Annotated in this window: 14 protein-coding genes and 1 pseudogene; 4 read left to right on the forward strand and 11 right to left on the reverse strand. The window is 62.1% G+C overall.

Annotation, left to right across the window (positions count from 1 at the left end; genetic code table 11):
* Positions 1-91: 91 nt before the first annotated feature.
* On the reverse strand, positions 92-1,384 hold the full coding sequence (gene purD / locus ACP7E3_RS27005; protein ID WP_017849672.1) for a phosphoribosylamine--glycine ligase: 1,293 nt from the start codon (positions 1,382-1,384) through the stop codon (positions 92-94).
* A 21-nt stretch (positions 1,385-1,405) separates the two neighbouring features.
* Between purD and ACP7E3_RS27010 the strand changes: the two are divergent.
* Positions 1,406-1,519, forward strand: a pseudogene (locus ACP7E3_RS27010) (outer membrane lipoprotein carrier protein LolA); the annotation flags it as partial.
* Between the two features lie 15 nt (positions 1,520-1,534).
* Here ACP7E3_RS27010 and purH read toward each other — a convergent pair.
* From purH to ACP7E3_RS27060, 10 genes are all read right to left on the reverse strand, one after another.
* A complete protein-coding gene (gene purH / locus ACP7E3_RS27015) occupies positions 1,535-3,142 on the reverse strand; it encodes a bifunctional phosphoribosylaminoimidazolecarboxamide formyltransferase/IMP cyclohydrolase (protein ID WP_046384852.1) in 1,608 nt (535 codons plus the stop codon).
* Positions 3,143-3,223: 81 nt separating this feature from the next.
* Positions 3,224-3,544, reverse strand: a complete 321-nt coding sequence (fis, locus tag ACP7E3_RS27020; RefSeq protein ID WP_002555375.1) for a DNA-binding transcriptional regulator Fis — start codon at positions 3,542-3,544, stop codon at positions 3,224-3,226.
* Positions 3,541-4,554 (reverse strand): tRNA dihydrouridine synthase DusB, encoded by a 1,014-nt coding sequence (dusB, locus tag ACP7E3_RS27025; protein WP_017849670.1) that lies wholly within the window; start codon positions 4,552-4,554, stop codon positions 3,541-3,543. Before dusB ends, fis begins: the two co-directional genes overlap by 4 nt.
* A gap of 185 nt (positions 4,555-4,739) precedes the next feature.
* Positions 4,740-5,984: a DUF3426 domain-containing protein gene (locus ACP7E3_RS27030; RefSeq protein WP_426124936.1), complete on the reverse strand. Its 1,245-nt coding sequence runs from the start codon at positions 5,982-5,984 to the stop codon at positions 4,740-4,742.
* A gap of 30 nt (positions 5,985-6,014) precedes the next feature.
* Positions 6,015-6,893 carry a 50S ribosomal protein L11 methyltransferase gene (prmA, locus tag ACP7E3_RS27035; protein ID WP_046384850.1) on the reverse strand — a complete coding sequence of 293 codons (879 nt, stop codon included), beginning with the start codon at positions 6,891-6,893 and terminating at the stop codon, positions 6,015-6,017.
* A 278-nt stretch (positions 6,894-7,171) separates the two neighbouring features.
* Positions 7,172-8,533 carry an acetyl-CoA carboxylase biotin carboxylase subunit gene (gene accC, locus ACP7E3_RS27040; RefSeq protein WP_017849667.1) on the reverse strand — a complete coding sequence of 454 codons (1,362 nt, stop codon included), beginning with the start codon at positions 8,531-8,533 and terminating at the stop codon, positions 7,172-7,174.
* 17 nt (positions 8,534-8,550) lie between these two features.
* Complete coding sequence (gene accB / locus ACP7E3_RS27045) at positions 8,551-9,009, reverse strand: acetyl-CoA carboxylase biotin carboxyl carrier protein (RefSeq protein ID WP_017849666.1); 459 nt, start codon at positions 9,007-9,009, stop codon at positions 8,551-8,553.
* A 24-nt stretch (positions 9,010-9,033) separates the two neighbouring features.
* The gene (aroQ, locus tag ACP7E3_RS27050; RefSeq protein WP_017849665.1) at positions 9,034-9,489 is read right to left on the reverse strand and encodes a type II 3-dehydroquinate dehydratase; all 456 of its coding nucleotides are present in this window, start codon (positions 9,487-9,489) and stop codon (positions 9,034-9,036) included.
* A 297-nt stretch (positions 9,490-9,786) separates the two neighbouring features.
* On the reverse strand, positions 9,787-11,748 hold the full coding sequence (locus ACP7E3_RS27055) for a methyl-accepting chemotaxis protein (RefSeq protein WP_424801079.1): 1,962 nt from the start codon (positions 11,746-11,748) through the stop codon (positions 9,787-9,789).
* Positions 11,749-11,801: 53 nt separating this feature from the next.
* Complete coding sequence (locus ACP7E3_RS27060) at positions 11,802-13,472, reverse strand: response regulator (protein ID WP_057005975.1); 1,671 nt, start codon at positions 13,470-13,472, stop codon at positions 11,802-11,804.
* 402 nt (positions 13,473-13,874) lie between these two features.
* Here ACP7E3_RS27060 and ACP7E3_RS27065 point away from each other — a divergent pair, with 402 nt between their 5' ends.
* The 3 genes from ACP7E3_RS27065 (at position 13,875) to ACP7E3_RS27075 (ending at position 16,085) form a co-directional block, all read left to right on the forward strand.
* On the forward strand, positions 13,875-14,852 hold the full coding sequence (locus ACP7E3_RS27065) for a DUF2333 family protein (protein ID WP_390898400.1): 978 nt from the start codon (positions 13,875-13,877) through the stop codon (positions 14,850-14,852).
* A 2-nt stretch (positions 14,853-14,854) separates the two neighbouring features.
* On the forward strand, positions 14,855-15,391 hold the full coding sequence (locus ACP7E3_RS27070; protein ID WP_046384846.1) for an NUDIX hydrolase: 537 nt from the start codon (positions 14,855-14,857) through the stop codon (positions 15,389-15,391).
* Between the two features lie 322 nt (positions 15,392-15,713).
* On the forward strand, positions 15,714-16,085 hold the full coding sequence (locus ACP7E3_RS27075; RefSeq protein ID WP_017849660.1) for a translation initiation factor Sui1: 372 nt from the start codon (positions 15,714-15,716) through the stop codon (positions 16,083-16,085).
* Positions 16,086-16,225 lie beyond the last annotated feature (140 nt).

Genomic DNA, 16,225 nt, shown 5'->3' on the forward strand with positions numbered 1-16,225 from the left:
CTTCGTAGGTTGAAGCACGGGTTAACTATGCGCGGGGTCATACGAGTACGGCAAGGGCCAGAGGCCCTTACCTAACCGAACGGATAGCGACTTAATGAGTCTCGCCACGTTCACGGGCAATCGCGCGATAGCCGATATCTTTACGGTAGAAGCAGCCGTTCCAGCTGATTTTCGCCGCCAGTTTGTAGGCCTGTTGCTGTGCAGCGTCGACACTGGCGCCCATCGCGGTGGCACATAGCACACGGCCACCTGCGGTCACCACCTTGCCGTCCTGCAGCGCAGTGCCCGCATGGAACACTTTGCCTTCCAGCGTCGCCGCCGCGTCCAGGCCTTCAATCACATCGCCCTTGGCGTAGTCGGCCGGGTAACCGCCAGCTGCCAGCACAATGCCGACGCTCGGGCGTGGGTCCCACTGGGCTTCAACCTTGTCCAGGGCCTGGGCCAGCGCGGCTTCCACCAGCAGCACCAGGCTCGATTGCAGGCGCAGCATCACCGGTTGGGTTTCCGGGTCGCCGAAGCGGCAGTTGAACTCGATGACCTTCGGGTTACCGGCCTTGTCGATCATCAGACCGGCGTAGAGGAAACCGGTGTAGACGTTGCCTTCATCGGCCATGCCGCGCACGGTCGGCCAGATCACCAGGTCCATCACACGCTGATGCACTTCGCTGGTCACGACCGGGGCCGGGGAGTAAGCCCCCATGCCTCCGGTGTTCGGGCCGCTGTCGCCGTCGCCGACGCGCTTGTGGTCCTGGCTGGTGGCCATCGGCAGGACGTTCTTGCCGTCGACCATCACGATGAAGCTGGCTTCTTCGCCGTCGAGGAATTCTTCGATGACCACGCGCGAACCGGCTTCACCGAAGGCGTTGCCGGCGAGCATGTCGCGCACGGCGTCTTCGGCTTCCTGCAGGGTCATGGCGACGATCACGCCTTTGCCCGCGGCCAGGCCGTCGGCCTTGATCACGATCGGCGCGCCTTTTTCACGCAGGTAAGCCAGGGCTGGCTCGATCTCGGTGAAGTTCTGGTAGTCGGCGGTCGGGATCTTGTGGCGCGCCAGGAAATCCTTGGTGAATGCCTTGGAACCTTCCAGCTGGGCCGCGCCGGCGGTCGGGCCGAAGCAGTCCAGGCCGCGGCTGCGGAACAGGTCGACGACACCGGCAACCAGCGGCACTTCCGGACCGACGATGGTCAGGGAAACGTTTTTCTCGGCGAAATCCGCCAGTTGTTCCAGGGCCAGCACGTCGATGGCGACGTTTTCGCACTTGGCTTCAATGGCGGTGCCGGCGTTGCCGGGGGCTACGAATACTTTCTGGACGCGTGGGTCCTGGGCAACTTTCCAGGCCAGGGCGTGTTCACGGCCACCGCTGCCAATAATCAAAACATTCATTTCAAAAACCTCTGAGAAACGCTGTGCTTCCCTGTAGGAGCGAGCTTGCTCGCGAAGGTCGTCAACGATAACGAGGGAAACCTGACACCTCGTGGCGTTTTTGAGTTTTTCGCGAGCAAGCTCGCTCCTACAGTCGGGAAGCGGTGCTGTTTAGTGACGGAAGTGGCGCATGCCGGTGAAGACCATGGCGATTCCGGCTTCGTCAGCCGCAGCAATCACTTCGGCATCACGCATCGAGCCGCCTGGCTGGATCACTGCGGTGACGCCGGCCTTGGCGGCGTTGTCCAGACCGTCGCGGAACGGGAAGAACGCGTCGGACGCCATCACCGAGCCCGCTACCTGCAAACCGGCGTGTTCAGCCTTGATCGCGGCGATGCGCGCCGAGTTCACACGGCTCATCTGGCCGGCGCCGACACCGATGGTCTGGCGGTTCTTGGCGTAGACGATGGCGTTGGACTTGACGTACTTGGCCACTTTCCAGGCGAAGATCAGGTCGTTGATTTCCTGCTCGGTCGGTGCGCGCTTGGTCACCACTTTCAGGTCGGCGCTGCTGATCATGCCGATGTCGCGGCTTTGCACCAGCAGGCCGCCGTTGACGCGCTTGTAGTCCCAGGCAGGGGCACGTTCGGCCGACCATTCGCCGCAGGCCAGCAGGCGCACGTTGGCTTTGGCGGCCACGATGGCGCGGGCTTCCTCGCTGACGGACGGGGCGATGATCACTTCGACGAACTGACGCTCGACGATGGCCTTGGCGGTCGCGGCGTCGAGTTCGCGGTTGAAGGCGATGATGCCGCCGAAGGCCGATTCGGTGTCGGTTGCGTAGGCCAGTTCGTAAGCCTGGCGGATGCCGCCTTCAGCGTCCGGGCTCACGGCCACGCCGCACGGGTTGGCGTGCTTGACGATCACGCAGGCCGGCTTGACGAAGCTCTTCACGCATTCCAGCGCGGCGTCGGTGTCGGCCACGTTGTTGTAGGACAGTTCTTTGCCTTGCAGCTGGGTCGCGGTGGCGATGCCCACTTCGGCCGGCTTGGCTTCCACGTAGAACGCCGCGCTCTGGTGCGGGTTCTCGCCGTAGCGCATTTCCTGGGCCTTGATGAACTGGCTGTTGAAGGTCCGCGGGAACTGGCTGCGACCTTCTGTGCTGAGGGTCTCGGCGGCCTGGTTCACGGTGCCCATGTAGTTGGCGATCATGCCGTCGTAGGCGGCGGTGTGTTCGAACGCCTTGAGCATCAGGTCGAAACGCTGGGCGTAGGTCAGGCCACCGGCTTTGAGGTTTTCAAGCACCTGGGCGTAGTCGCTGGCGTTGACCACGATGGCCACGTCTTTGTGGTTCTTGGCGGCCGAGCGAACCATGGTCGGGCCGCCGATATCGATGTTTTCGATGGCGGTCGGCAGGTCGCAGCCCGGCTTGTTGATGGTGGCTTCGAACGGGTAGAGGTTGACGGCCACCAGATCGATCGGCTTGATGCCGTGCTCGTTCATGATGGCGTCGTCGATACCGCGACGGCCGAGGATGCCGCCGTGGATTTTCGGGTGCAGGGTCTTGACCCGACCGTCCATCATCTCTGCGAAACCGGTGTAGTCCGCGACTTCTACTGCGGCCACGCCGTTGTCTCGCAGCAGTTTGAAGGTCCCGCCCGTGGAGAGGATTTCCACGCCCAGGGCTTCCAGCCCCCGGGCAAATTCGAGAACCCCGGTCTTGTCGGAGACACTGATCAAGGCGCGGCGGATCGGCAGGCGGGTAGTCTGGTCGGTCATTTCAATTTCCATCAAAAGCAAAGGAGTCAGCAAAAAAGGCGACCGGTTTTACGCGGGCGCCTTTCTGGTCGGATTGAATGCTTACAGCAAATCGTATTGTTTGAGCTTTTTGCGCAAGGTGCCACGGTTGAGGCCCAGCAGCTCACTGGCTTTGGTCTGGTTGCCCTTGACGTAGTTCATCACGCTTTCGAGCAAGGGCGCCTCGACTTCGGAGAGCACGAGGTTGTACACGTCCGTGACGGAAGCGCCCTCAAGGTGGGCGAAATAATTGTGCAGCGCCTTCTCGACACTCCCGCGAAGGGTCTGGCCTTCTTCGCTCGGCGTGTTGAGGTGCTGTTTCAAATTGACGTTGTCGCTCACGGGTGTTGTTCCACTCACTAAAGTCTCGGTCATCATCGTCATGCGGCCACCCCCTCTCCGTCCCCTGTCACCAGGCTCTTGTCACGTTCGCTGAAGAACTCACGAACGTTGGCGCACTGTGCTTCCGTATCATCCAAACGATTGAAGTGGGCGCGAAACTCCCTGGCGCCCGGCAGGGTTGCGAGATACCAGCCGACATGCTTGCGAGCAATGCGTACTCCCATCACGTCTCCGTAGAAGGCGTGCAGGGCGGCCAGATGCTCTAGCAGAATACGTTCCACCTCGATCAACCCCGGTGCCGGCAACAGCTCGCCGGTACGCAGAAAGTGTTCGACTTCACGAAAAATCCATGGCCGCCCCTGGGCGGCCCGGCCAATCAACAGGCCATCGGCACCGGTCGCATGCAGCACGCGCCGGGCTTTCTCGGCTGAGTCGATATCGCCATTGGCAAATACCGGCATCGACACGGCCTGCTTGATCGCGGCAATGGTGTCGTACTCGGCTTCGCCGGTGTAAAGATCGGCGCGGGTGCGGCCATGCACCGCCAGCGCTGAAATACCCGCCTGTTCGGCGATCTTCGCCACCGTCAGGCCATTCTTGTTGTCCCGGTCCCAGCCGGTACGAATCTTCAGGGTGACCGGTACATCCACTGCGGCGACAACGGCCTGCAGGATCTCGGCGACCAACTGCTCATCCTTCAACAGCGCGGAACCGGCGGCCTTGTTGCAGACCTTCTTGGCCGGACAGCCCATGTTGATGTCAATGATCTGCGCGCCCAGCTCCACGTTGGCCCGGGCCGCCTCCGCCAGCATCTGTGCGTCGCCACCGGCGATCTGTACCGAGCGGGGCTCGGGATCACCTTCGTGGATCATGCGCAGCCGCGATTTGCGGGTATTCCACAAGCTCATGTCGCTGGTGACCATTTCCGAGACTACTAGACCCGCGCCCAAACGCTTGCACAGCTGACGAAAGGGCTGGTCGGTGACCCCCGCCATTGGCGCGAGAATCAAACCATTGTGCAATGTGTATGGGCCGATGCGTACCGCCGACATAGGACTTCCCTGTTGTGGGGCCGGATCATTAGAGTTCGAAAAAGGGTTGGCATGATACCCGCTCTCGATGACTGGATAAAGGCTGAATTGGATAAAATCTGAACAGTTATTTCTTTATCGCCACCGGTTTGGTTGCCGGCGGTCCAGTCAATAATCCGTCGTCAAACCTCGATGACCGCGCCGATTCACTCGGGCGAATGAAAGCTCAGGCTGTAATTCACCGCTTTGTTGCCGGGGTCGAGGATGTCCAGGGAGATATGGATCGGCGTCTGCGACGGCATTTCACTGACCCCGGCCAGCTCACCGCTCAGGTATTCGGCGGGCTTGAAGCGCCGACTGGCGATCAGGTTGCCGTTCAGGTCGGCAAAGCGCAGTTCCAGCAACGGAAACGGCTGGGAGAACGTCGCGCGGTTATAGATGATTGCATCCACCACCAGCGCGCCGGCGAATTCAGGATGGCTGCGCACCACCAGGTTGCTGCTCTTGATGTGCGCGATATCGACCCGTGACGGCACCGTGCAGCCCAATGTCGGGCACAGTTGCTGGAACCACGGGCGATAGGCGTCCTGGCGCGCCAGGTCGTCGAACTGGTAGGCAATGTACTGGCCGGCGAGGCCGGCGGCGGCGATCAGCACCAGCAACAGCCAGAGCAGGCGACGGCCCCAGCTTGACGGGCGTTTGCCGGCGTACAAGTGCAGCGGGTCATCTTCGAGGTCCTGCAGCAGCTCGTCGTGGGCGCTGGCGGCGCTGCGCGAGCGCTTGCGGTCTTGGGGGCGCTCGTCGGGTTCCGGCGCGTCCACGTCGTCGCTGACCGCGCTCACGGGTGGGTCGAGTTCGTCGTCTTCATCGGCAGGCGTGGAGCGCAGCGGCGGTTCATCGTCGATGTCGTCGGTGGCGAGGGACATCGACGGTTCGGTGCGCTGTTTAGTCGCAGGGGCATTTGCCGGTTCAGGTTCGTCTTCGGGCGCTTTGGCGCGTTCTTCAGGCGGTTCGCTGAAGAGGCTGGCGGCCCATTTTTCTTCCTCGGCCTTGATCGTGTCGCGGCTGGCGCTGAGGGCATCTTCCTTTTTGCGTCGGTCGGCGCTGCCTTGCCGGCGTTCCGCGCCCAGCGGCTGGGTGTGTTGAATCTCGCGGCGTTCCAGCTTGGCCAGTTCTTTGTCCAGGTCCAGGTTGTCCAGGTCCAGCTCTTGCGCCGTCCACTGTTTCTGGCTGATCGCCCGCGGCGCCTCGGCGGCGTGCTCCGCTGCGGCCGGCTGTTCAGGCTTCGGCGCTTGCGCGTGGGCGCGCTGCTCCAGCAACTGGCGCGCGGCGTTGAACACTTGCAGGCACGAGCCGCAGCGCACCACGCCGCGCGCCACGTTCAACTGAGCGTGGCTGACGCGAAAGCGCGTTTGGCAATGGGGACACTGGGTGACGAAACTGTCGGTCATGCGGCCATCCGATTCAGGCAAGCGCTCATTCTAGCGCCGACGCCCGCTGATGCGTACCCAGCCATCACGATTGGCGATCGGGTCGAGCTCGAAATCCTGGGCGTAGGCTGCAGCCACGTCTTCACCCTGTTCGGCGAGGATGCCCGACAGCGCCAGGCGGCCACCCGGCTTGACCAGGCTCGACAGCTGCGGCGCCAGGGCCACCAGCGGGCCGGCGAGGATATTGGCGACCAGCACATCGGCCTGCACCTGGGGCAATTGCTCCGGCAGGTACAATGGGAATTTGCCTTCAGCAATGTGGTTGCGCCCGGCGTTATCGCGGGAGGCTTCCAGGGCCTGTACGTCGATATCGGTGCCGACGGCTTCCTTGGCGCCCAACAACAGGGCGGCAATCGCCAGAATCCCCGAGCCGCAGCCGAAGTCCAACACGTGGCAATCGTTCAGGTCCTGGCCGTCCAGCCATTCCAGGCACAGCGCGGTGGTCGGGTGCGTGCCGGTGCCGAACGCCAGGCCCGGGTCCAGCAGCAGGTTCACCGCGTCAGGCTCGGGGGCGGCGTGCCAGCTCGGCACGATCCACAGGCGCTGGCCGAAACGCATCGGCTGGAAGTTGTCCATCCAGCTGCGTTCCCAGTCCTGGTCTTCGATGATTTCGCTGTGGTGCTCGGGCAGTGGGCCGCCGGTGAGCAGTTCCATATGGGCCAGGACGCTGGCGGCATCGGTGCCGTCTTCGAACAGGGCCAGCAAGTGGGTGTGGGACCACAGCGGGGTGGTGTTGAGTTCCGGCTCGAAGATCGGCTGGTCTTCGGCGTCCATGAAGGTTACCGAGACGGCGCCCACTTCAAGGAACGCGTCTTCGTAGGTTTCGGCTTGTTCTGGGCTGATGGCGAGACGGACTTGCAGCCAAGGCATGGCGGGCACCTTTGAAAAAATGAGTGTGCAGCGGGGAGGGGCTGCGAAAGCGCGCAAGTTTACGCGAGCGGCGGGCAGAAGACGACACTGCTGACTGCACGCCGACCAAATGTGGGAGGGGGCTTGCCCCCGATGGCGGCAGCTCAGTCATAGATTAGGTGACTGACCCACCGCTATCGGGGGCAAGCCCCCTCCCACATTTGGACTGTGTACATCTTCAAAATGGAGGGGCCACAAACAACAAAGCCGCCCGAAGGCGGCTTTGTTGGGTGGAGCACTTACTGGTTGGCCAGTTTGTGTTCCAGGTAGTGAATGTTCACACCACCTTCGCAGAAGCCTTCATCGCGGACCAGATCCCGATGCAGCGGGATGTTGGTCTTGATGCCGTCGACCACGATTTCGTCCAGGGCGTTACGCATACGGGCCATGGCCTCGTCGCGGGTGGCGCCCCAGGTGATCAGCTTGCCGATCAACGAGTCGTAGTTGGACGGAACCTTGTAGCCGCTGTACAGGTGCGAATCGACGCGAACGCCGTTGCCGCCCGGTGCATGGAAATGCTTGACCAGGCCTGGACTCGGGATAAAGGTTTTCGGGTCTTCGGCGTTGATCCGGCACTCCAGGGAGTGGCCGTGGATCTTCACGTCGTCCTGGGTGAAGGACAGCTCGTTACCGGCGGCGATGCTCAGCATCTCCTTGACGATATCGATACCGGTGACCATCTCCGAAACCGGGTGTTCTACCTGCACGCGAGTGTTCATCTCGATGAAGTAGAAACGGCCGTTCTCGTAGAGGAACTCGAAAGTGCCGGCGCCACGGTAGTTGATGTCGATGCACGCCTTGACGCAACGCGCCAGGACTTCCGCACGGGCTTTCTCGTCGAGGCCCGGTGCCGGTGCTTCTTCCAATACCTTCTGGTGACGACGTTGCAGCGAGCAATCGCGGTCGCCCAGGTGGATGGCGTGGCCCTGGCCGTCGGACAGCACCTGCACTTCCACGTGACGTGGGTTGGTCAGGTACTTCTCCAGGTAGACCATCGGGTTGCCGAACCAGGCAGCCGCTTCGGAGCGCGTCTGCTTGGCCGCTTCGATCAGGTCTTCTTCCTTGTGTACCACGCGCATGCCGCGACCACCGCCGCCGCCTGCGGCCTTGATGATCACCGGGTAACCGACTTCGCGACCGATGCGCAGCGCAGTGGTCTCGTCCTCGGGCAGCGGGCCGTCGGAGCCTGGAACGGTCGGCACGCCGGCCGCGATCATGGCGTCCTTGGCCGAAACCTTGTCACCCATCAGGCGAATGGTCTCGGCTTTCGGGCCGATGAAGGCAAACCCGGATTTTTCCACCTGTTCGGCGAAATCGGCGTTTTCCGCGAGGAAGCCGTAGCCCGGGTGGATGCCATCAGCGCCGGTCACTTCCGCAGCGGCGATGATGTTCGAGACTTTCAGGTACGAGTTCGCAGCCAGTGGCGGGCCGATGCAGATGCTTTCGTCCGCCAGTTTCACGTGCATCAGTTCGGTATCGGCCGTCGAGTAAACAGCGACGGTCTTGATGCCCTCTTCCTTACAGGCGCGCAGGATACGCAGCGCGATCTCGCCGCGGTTGGCGATCAGGACTTTTTGCAGTTTCTTCGCAGGTTTCAACATCGAAGGCGCTCCGCGGTTCAAACGATGGTGAACAGCGGCTGGTCGTACTCAACCGGCTGACCGTTTTCTACCAGAATGGATTCGATGACACCGGCTTTTTCGGCCGTGATGTGGTTCATCATTTTCATCGCTTCCACGATGCAGATGGTGTCGCCTTCTTTCACGGTTTTGCCGACTTCAACGAAGGCTGGCGAACCCGGTGCCGGGGTGCGGTAGAACGTACCGACCATTGGCGACTTGGCCACGAAGCCGTTCAGCTTGGGCGCAGCAGGCTCGGCGGCGGCGACAGGCGCAGCGGCGACCGGAGCGGCAGCGGCAGGTGCCGGTGCTTGCATCTGCGGCGCGTAGAATTGCTGGGCCGGGGTCTTGCTGTGACGGCTGATGCGTACAGACTCTTCGCCTTCCTTGATTTCCAGCTCGTCGATGCCGGATTCTTCCAGCAGTTCGATCAGTTTCTTAACTTTACGGATATCCATGAATCGTCAACTCCCAAGGGTCGGTCAGGGGCGCTTGGCCGGTTGTTCAAGTTGTTCCAGGGCGGCCTCCAGGGCCAGTCGATAACCGCTGGCGCCAAGGCCGCAGATCACACCTACCGCTACGTCGGAGAAGTAGGAGTGATGGCGGAAAGGTTCGCGTTTGTACACGTTCGACAAATGCACTTCGATGAATGGGATGCTCACCGCCAGCAGCGCGTCACGTAATGCAACACTTGTGTGCGTAAAAGCGGCGGGATTGATCAGAATAAAGTCCACGCCTTCGCCGCGCGCGGCATGGATGCGATCAATCAATTCGTACTCGGCATTGCTTTGCAGGTACAGCAAATGGTGGCCGGCTTCACGGGCCCGTCGCTCCAGATCGAGGTTGATCTGTTCCAGGGTCACTGCCCCGTAGACGCCCGGTTCGCGGGTGCCGAGCAGGTTCAGGTTGGGTCCGTGAAGAACCAGTAAGGTCGCCATCGGCTGTTCCTTGTTATTGATGTGGGTACGGCAGAACCCGGCGACTATGCCGCAAAGCGTTTATGACTGTCCAGTTCTATGCAGTAGGCAGCACGATTAGCGAGGATTGCGCGAAATTTGTGACTGCGGCCCAGGATCCGGTCATTGGTAATACCGTCTTGAAACCTGTGGCGATCAAATGTGGGAGGGGGCTTGCCCCCCGATAGCGGTGGATCAGTTACAGATATTGAGACTGGCACACCGCTATCGGGGGCAAGCCCCCTCCCACATTGGTTCTTCGCATGGCGCTAGGTCGGGTCAGACGCGGAAGGCTTGGACGGCGGTGTTGAGTTGGCCGCCCAGCACCAGCAGGTGCTCACCCTGGCTGCGGCCCTGGCCGATGCGCAGCAGGTTGTCCTCACCCAGCTGATGAATCCGTTCGCTGTTATCGCGAATCTCACTCACCGCACCGCTCTGCTGCGCGGTCACATCGGCGATACGCACGGAGGTGTCGGAAATGGTCTGGATCGCCCCGACGATTTCATCCAGCGCGCCGTCGGCCGCTTGTGCTTGCTGGGCGGTGGCTTCGGCGTGTTCGACCTGCGCGCGCATGCCTTCCACCGACTGGCGGGCGGCGGTTTGCAGGCCGGCGATGAGGCCCTGGATTTCGGCGGTGGCGCCAGCGGTGCGCTGGGCCAGGGAGCGCACTTCGTCGGCGACCACGGCAAAGCCCCGCCCGGCGTCTCCGGCGCGGGCGGCTTCAATGGCGGCATTGAGCGCCAGCAGGTTGGTCTGGTCGGCGATCGAGCGAATCACTGTCAACACGCCGCCGATGGTCGCGGACTCTTCGGCGAGTTTCTCGATCATCTGCGCGTTTTGCTGCACTTCGCCCACCAGCGCATGCAGCCCGGTCAGGCTCAGGCCGATCACCCGCTGGCCGTGCTTCACCGCCTGGCCCGCGCTGCGGCTGGCGCCGGCGGCCTGGCTGGCGTCCCCGGCGACTTGTTGAATGGTCGCTTCCAATTCGCCCAACGAATCGCGGATCTGCGCGGTGTCCCCGGCCTGCCGTTCGGCGCCATCATGCAGGCCGCTGCTCAGCTCGGCCAGGGCACGGCTGCTGCCGGCGACTTCCTCGGCATTGCCGCGAATGGTGCCCACCAGGTCCACCAGGTAGGCGCGCAAGCGGTTGAGGGAGGCTTCGATGTCGCGCAGTTCGCGGTTGGTCTTGCCCAAGGCAATCGGTTGGCTGAAGTCGCCTTCGGCCCAGGTCGACAGGGCCGGTGCCAGGTTGGTCAGCACCCGTGCCAGGCGCCGTTGCAGGGTATCGATCAGCAGGGCGATCAGCAGGATCAGGCCGATCATCACCCCTTGCATCAGGCGCACTTCGCCCTGGATCTTTGCGTGTTGCGCCCGCACGACGGGCTCCAGGCCGGCGATGGCCTGTTGCACACCGGCGATTTTCAGGTGGGTGCCGGCGGCGAGGTCGGCGCGCCGCTGGATCTGCTCGCGGGTGCGCTTGAGTTCGGCCGGGTAGCGGGTCAGCAGGCTGTTGAGTTCGCGCTTGAGGTCGACGCCGGTGTCTTGTGTTTCGGCTTTTTCGCTGTTTTCCAGGCCCATCAGCGCCGAAAAGTCATCGGTGTTCGAACCGGCGTTGGCCTTGACCCCAAGTAAGGGCAGTTGCTCCAGCAGGTCGGCCTGGCCGCGGATATTGCTGACTTCGCGCTCCACATCATCCGCCAGTTCGGCGCGCCCGCTGCTCACCAGCTTGTCGCGGGCCAGGGACAGCTTGCCCAGGTGTTGGGACGCCGCCAGCAGCGGCGGCAGGTAGCGCGCCGCGGCGGGCGAATCGACGCCGATGGCGTACTGGCTCAGTTGCTCGAGGTTCGCGCCCAGTTCTCGCTCGGCCTGCAACAGCAGCGCTTGCGGGTCGCCGGCCAGTTTGCCGGCGGCGAGCAGGTCGGTTTTGCTGAAGGTGTCCAGCTCCTTCAGGCTGGGGCGCAGGCTTTGTGCGAGGTCGGCGGGCAATTCGTCCAGGTGCTGCAGCAGGCTTTCCAGGCTCTGGCTGGCGCTGCTCAAGCGCAGGGCGTCGCCGCTGGCCAGGTAGTCGTCGATGTTGCGTGCGGCCTGGTTCTGGAAGGTCTGCGACAACCCCAGGTAGCGTTCCATCAGCAAATAAGGCCGTTCCAGCGCGCGTTGCGACCACCAGAGCGTCGCCCCGAGTGCCAGGCACACGGCCACCAGAAGGAGGGTATTGAGATTGGTCAGCAGCTTCAGGCGCATGCGTGGTTTCAACCGACAGCAAAAGTTAAGTGCCTGAAGTTATTGCGTTTCTATTACAAAGTTATGACGGAATCGCTGGATTCTGGTGAAAAGATGGCACTTTGACTTGATGTGTGCGCGGCTTGAACCCGATTGCGTCCGGCATCCTTGGCGCGGTACAGCGCCTCGTCGGCTTGGGCGGCCATCATCAGGCTGTCGGAATCGTCGCACAGCTCCACCAGCCCGGCGCTGAAGGTACACCACAAGTCATGCGGCTGGGCCGGGTAGTGAATTTCGGCAAAGCGCCCACGGATTTCATCCAGCACCTTGCAGGCCGATTCCAGGTCGGTATCGGGCATCACAATCGCAAACTCTTCACCGCCGTAGCGGCCGATGTAGTCGGTCTTGCGCAAGCGCTGTTTGAGGAACAGCGCCAGGCTCTTGATCACGCGGTCGCCCATGGGGTGGCCGTGGCTGTCGTTGACGCGCTTGAAGTGGTCGATGTCGAGCATGGCAAAGCTCAACGGCTTGTTCTCGCGACGAGCGCGGAAGGTGCAGTCTTCGAGCAATTGCAGGATATGGGTGTGGTTGTACAGGCCGGTCAGGCTGTCGCGCACCATCCGCGCCTTGAGGTTGCGCGCACGGGCCGCGCGGTTGCGCACGGTGGTGATCAGGTGGCGCGGCTTGATCGGCTTGGTGAGGAAGTCGTCGCCGCCTTCGCTCATGGCGTCCAGCTGTTTATCCAGGTCGTCTTCGGCCGACAGGTAGATGATCGGCACGCTGACGTACCGGTCGTTATGACGAATCACCTTGGCCAGTTCGGTGCCGGTGCAGGCGGGCATGTACATGTCGAGGATGATCAGGTCGGGCTGGAAATCCGCCAGCTCGGCCATGGCCTGGATCGGCTCGATCAGCGTGCGGGTGATGATGCCGGCGCTGTTGAGCAGGCGCTCGGTGTGCAGCGCCTGGGCCCGTGAGTCGTCGATGATCAGCACTTTATAGGGGTCGTATTGGGCTACGCAGGTCAGCACTTCGATCTTTTCCAGCAGGCTCGAGGCTTCCAACGTGCCGGTCAGGAACTCCTCGCCGCCGGCGCGCACGGCGGCGAGGCGGGTCGGGGTGTCGGTTTCATGCAGGCTGAAAAACAGCAACGGCAGCTTTTGCTCCAGGCCTTGCTGGGCCTCGGCGGCCAGTTGGAGGCCGAGGCCCGGGCCGCAGAAATCCACGTCCATCACAATCGCCGACGGCAGGCGCTCGGCCATCGCCACGCGATACGCCGCCACGTTGTCCAGGGACTGGGCGCTCAGGCCAAAGAATTCCAGCTGCTTGGCCAGACGCTCGGCGCGATCATGATCGGCCAGCATCACGTAGATCGGCTTGCGCATCGGCGGCAGGAAGGTTTGCTCAAGCTGATCGCCCTGGCGCAGGCCGGTGCGGGACAGGCGTTGCATCAAGCGGTTGATTTCGGTGATCAGTTGACTGCTCAGGCGGCCGCGATTGGCGTCCACCGCTTTGAGCGACTCGCCGATGTGCTGCGCCAGTTGGCCGTGTTCGGGCTGTTCGAAGCGTTCGGCGAAGCGCAGCAGGCGCAGGTTGGCTTCGCTGAGTTCGGAGAAGTCGGCGTCGGACCATTCGCTGCGTTGCAGGCGCTGCCAGATCTCAAGAATTTGACGTGCCTGATGAATTACCCGCTGGGCAAAGTGCTGCTTGAGACGCTCACGGCTGGGGTCTTCTGGCTCGGTCATATCCTGACTACTAGTGAAGGTGCGTGCTGAGGTCGACTGGTGGCTCTATGCTAGCACCTCTTTTCGGTTACATGAGTGTCATACGTCAATTAACTGCGAGTCCCTGGCATTCATTTAGTGACTAATTGGTCGTGCAGCGGAAAAAGCGCGCATCCTTTATAGTCGAATGCCCCCTGGGCGTCCGTTGGATCATAGTTGTAGGGCGAAAAGCCCCGCATTGACGGGCACGATGGGGTAGGGTTGCTGTCGGAGTGTTTGAACGCACGCCGTCGATTGAAGTGCATGAACTCAAGTGATTGAAAGGATATCGCCATGCTGGACTGGAAAAACCGTGCAGGCAGTGCCAAAGGCCCCGCCCCTGAACCCAAGTCGGCCAACCGCAGCTATTTGCGTAGCGTGCTGATGAGCCGAGCGGTGCTCAGCGTACTCGGCTTGTATCTGTTGGTCACCGGTGCTTTGGGTTGGTACTGGAGCGAAGAGCCGGCGCTGTTCCCGGTCCAGCAGAACGCCCAGCTTGCCGCTGAAAAGGAAGGCAAGCAGATGGTGGTGGGTTACACCACCGTGGAAACCCTCAAGACCGTGGCCGGCACCTTGCTCAACAAACCTGGGGGCTATATTTCCAACGACCGTTTCCCGCCGGGCCTGTGGATGGACAACATGCCGAGCTGGGAATACGGCGTACTGGTGCAGGTGCGCGACCTGACCCGCGCCTTGCGTAAGGATTTCGCCCGTTCCCAGTCGCAGTCGGCGGAAGACGCCGACCTGGCGAAGGCTGAGCCGCGTTTCAACTTCGACAACAAGAGCTGGGTGCTGCCTTCCAGCGAGTCGGAGTACCAGGAAGGCATCAACTCCCTGAATCGCTATGAAGTGCGCCTGTCCGACCCGAACCAGCGCGGCGCCTTGTTCTATGCGCGCGCCGACAACCTCAACAACTGGCTGGGCGATGTCGCCACGCGCCTGGGTTCGTTGTCGCAACGTCTGTCGGCCAGTGTCGGCCGGGTCAAGCTGAACACCTCACTGAAAACCGAAGCGCTGGCGCCGGGTGAAGTGCCGCAGCTCGATGAAGAAGTGGTGGAAACCCCATGGATGCAGATCGACAACGTGTTCTACGAAGCCCGCGGCCAGGCCTGGGCCTTGTCCCACCTGTTGCGCGCCATCGAAGTCGACTTTGCCGACGTGCTGGCCAAGAAGAATGCGACGGTCAGCGTGCGCCAGATCATTCGTGAACTGGAGGCTTCGCAAGAGCCGGTCTGGAGCCCGATGATCCTCAACGGCAGCGGCTTTGGCATATTGGCCAACCACTCGCTGGTGATGGCCAACTACATTTCCCGGGCCAACGCGGCGGTGATCGACTTGCGTCAGTTGCTTAACCAAGGGTGATGATGGACGTGACTCAAAAGGAGGCCGCGCACCGCGCAGCCTCCGATGCGGAACTGATCTGCTGGGTCGACGAGCACGACAACCCGCTCGGCGCCCTGGTGCGCTCCGACCTGCGCCAGCGCGGCCTGATCGGCCGTTGCACCTTTATCTTCCTGTTCAACTCGGCAGGTGAACTGTGCGTACACCGACGCACCCTGAGCAAAGCCCTGTACCCCGGTTTCTGGGACACGGCGGCAGGCGGGATGGTGGCGGACGGCGAGAGTTATGCCGAGTCGGCCGCCCGCGAGCTTGAAGAAGAGCTCGGCGTGGGCGGGGTGGAGTTGGTCGAGCATGACCATTTCTACTTCGAGGACGGCGACAGCCGACTTTGGTGCAGATCCTACTCCGCCGTGTGGGACGGTGCGCTGTGCCTGCAGCCTGAAGAAGTCATGGAAGCGCGCTTTTTACCCCTTGAAATTGTCCTGCAGGAAGCGCAACAAAAGCCCTACTGCCCGGACGCGCAAGAGGGCTTGCGGCGCTATCTGGCCTCACGTCGCTAAAGTTGTATAAATTGGCGCGATTTGGCTCTTAGCAAGTGAGCTTTTTGTGGTTACACTGCGCGACTTTTCACCCGAACCACCCTTGTTCCACCCCCTGATTCCTGTAGGAGCGAGCTCGCTCGCGAAAACCTCAAGCGCGCTGTGGGTATCCTGAATGCCCGCGTCATCGTTGGCGATCTTCGCGAGCGAGCTCGCTCCTACAGGAATCGGGGGCAATGACATGGGGGGTTCGGTAGCGCTGCCCCTGCCTGAGTGGGGCTTCGCGGTCGGCAACCGCCTGAGCGTTTGCCGATCAGTCTTTGTCCTCACAAGAGGATTGCCGGTGGCCAAAAAAGCCGCATCCTTCGCCGCCCTCGGTGGCCTGGTATTTTCCACCGACGCAGGTCGACACTGCCCGGACTGTCGTCAGCCCGTGGACGCCTGTACCTGCAAACAAACCCTGATCCCCGAAGGCGACGGCATTGCCCGCGTGCGACGCGAGAGCAAAGGCCGTGGCGGCAAGACGGTGACCACCATCACCGGCGTACCGCTGGCCGAAGACGCGCTGAAGGAACTCGCCACCACGCTGAAAAAGCGCTGTGGCACCGGTGGCGCGTTGAAAGACGGGGTCATCGAGATCCAGGGCGATCACGTCGAGTTGCTGTTGGCCGAGCTGATCAAGCTCGGGTACAAGGCCAAGAAGTCCGGCGGCTGACAGCCTCTTTCCAACCAGTGTCTAAACTCTGTCCTGAGAGTGGGGTCTGACCTTACTCACAGGCAAATCGTCATTTTCATTCTTTAGACTGCGCCAGCCTCCAACGAGGGGCGGCGCCTTCGACTTCATTTATAGGGGAC

This window comes from Pseudomonas sp. PSPC2-3 (assembly GCF_049898265.1).
GTDB lineage: Bacteria > Pseudomonadota > Gammaproteobacteria > Pseudomonadales > Pseudomonadaceae > Aquipseudomonas > Aquipseudomonas veronii.

Bases quoted from the DNA above. Each gene is read 5' to 3' on its own strand.
- purD (WP_017849672.1), bottom strand. From the start codon at position 1,384: ATGAATGTTTTGATTATTGGCAGCGGTGGCCGTGAACACGCCCTGGCC.
- purH (WP_046384852.1), bottom strand. From the start codon at position 3,142: ATGACCGACCAGACTACCCGCCTGCCGATCCGCCGCGCCTTGATCAGT.
- fis (WP_002555375.1), bottom strand. From the start codon at position 3,544: ATGACGATGATGACCGAGACTTTAGTGAGTGGAACAACACCCGTGAGC.
- dusB (WP_017849670.1), bottom strand. From the start codon at position 4,554: ATGTCGGCGGTACGCATCGGCCCATACACATTGCACAATGGTTTGATT.
- ACP7E3_RS27030 (WP_426124936.1), bottom strand. From the start codon at position 5,984: ATGACCGACAGTTTCGTCACCCAGTGTCCCCATTGCCAAACGCGCTTT.
- prmA (WP_046384850.1), bottom strand. From the start codon at position 6,893: ATGCCTTGGCTGCAAGTCCGTCTCGCCATCAGCCCAGAACAAGCCGAA.
- accC (WP_017849667.1), bottom strand. From the start codon at position 8,533: ATGTTGAAACCTGCGAAGAAACTGCAAAAAGTCCTGATCGCCAACCGC.
- accB (WP_017849666.1), bottom strand. From the start codon at position 9,009: ATGGATATCCGTAAAGTTAAGAAACTGATCGAACTGCTGGAAGAATCC.
- aroQ (WP_017849665.1), bottom strand. From the start codon at position 9,489: ATGGCGACCTTACTGGTTCTTCACGGACCCAACCTGAACCTGCTCGGC.
- ACP7E3_RS27055 (WP_424801079.1), bottom strand. From the start codon at position 11,748: ATGCGCCTGAAGCTGCTGACCAATCTCAATACCCTCCTTCTGGTGGCC.
- ACP7E3_RS27060 (WP_057005975.1), bottom strand. From the start codon at position 13,472: ATGACCGAGCCAGAAGACCCCAGCCGTGAGCGTCTCAAGCAGCACTTT.
- ACP7E3_RS27065 (WP_390898400.1), top strand. From the start codon at position 13,875: ATGAGCCGAGCGGTGCTCAGCGTACTCGGCTTGTATCTGTTGGTCACC.
- ACP7E3_RS27070 (WP_046384846.1), top strand. From the start codon at position 14,855: ATGGACGTGACTCAAAAGGAGGCCGCGCACCGCGCAGCCTCCGATGCG.